General features: G+C 49.9%; 7 tRNA genes. All 7 read right to left on the bottom strand.

Annotated features, from left to right (window positions below):
* Window positions 1–111 precede the first annotated feature (111 nt).
* Window positions 112–187 (bottom strand) — tRNA-Ala (locus QY97_RS19355).
* Window positions 188–204: 17 nt separating this feature from the next.
* Window positions 205–281: transfer RNA gene (locus QY97_RS19350), tRNA-Pro, on the bottom strand.
* Between the two features lie 7 nt (window positions 282–288).
* Window positions 289–365: transfer RNA gene (locus QY97_RS19345), tRNA-Arg, on the bottom strand.
* Window positions 366–373: 8 nt separating this feature from the next.
* A tRNA-Leu gene (locus QY97_RS19340) sits at window positions 374–462 on the bottom strand.
* A 14-nt stretch (window positions 463–476) separates the two neighbouring features.
* Window positions 477–548 (bottom strand) — tRNA-Gly (locus tag QY97_RS19335).
* Between the two features lie 6 nt (window positions 549–554).
* Window positions 555–636 (bottom strand) — tRNA-Leu (locus tag QY97_RS19330).
* Window positions 637–652: 16 nt separating this feature from the next.
* Window positions 653–728: transfer RNA gene (locus QY97_RS19325), tRNA-Lys, on the bottom strand.
* Window positions 729–739 lie beyond the last annotated feature (11 nt).

Genomic DNA, 739 nt, shown 5'->3' with positions numbered 1-739 from the left:
AAAAATCCAAAAAGATGTTTGATTGCTCATAAAATAAATAAATCAAGAATTAACTGGCATGTATTTTGTTCAGTTTTCAAAGATCAATTTCTTTTTACTAAAAGAGTAGTATGGTGGAGCCTAGCGGGATCGAACCGCTGACCTCCTGCGTGCAAAGCAGGCGCTCTCCCAGCTGAGCTAAGGCCCCTTTTTATTAAAAACAGATGGTCGGGAAGACAGGATTCGAACCTGCGACCCCTTGGTCCCAAACCAAGTGCTCTACCAAGCTGAGCTACTTCCCGTAAAATTTGGCGCGCCCGAGAGGAGTCGAACCCCTAACCTTTTGATCCGTAGTCAAACGCTCTATCCAATTGAGCTACGGGCGCATGTAATATGGTGCCGAGGACCGGAATCGAACCGGTACGGTAGTCACCTACCGCAGGATTTTAAGTCCTGTGCGTCTGCCAGTTCCGCCACCCCGGCAAGCAAACTGGTAAAGCGGAAGACGGGATTCGAACCCGCGACCCCCACCTTGGCAAGGTGGTGTTCTACCACTGAACTACTTCCGCGAAACATGCGGGTGAAGGGAGTCGAACCCCCACGCCTTGCGGCGCCAGATCCTAAGTCTGGTGCGTCTGCCAATTCCGCCACACCCGCATAAAACATATAAAAATGGTGAGCCATGAAGGACTCGAACCTTCGACCCTCTGATTAAAAGTCAGATGCTCTACCAACTGAGCTAATGGCTCTAAAGTGGTGC

The sequence above is a fragment of the Bacillus thermotolerans genome (assembly GCF_000812025.2).
GTDB classification, from domain to species: Bacteria; Bacillota; Bacilli; order Bacillales; family Domibacillaceae; genus Quasibacillus; species Quasibacillus thermotolerans.
The sequence above is the reverse complement of the archived record's forward strand: the minus strand, read 5'-3'. Positions and strand labels throughout refer to the sequence as shown.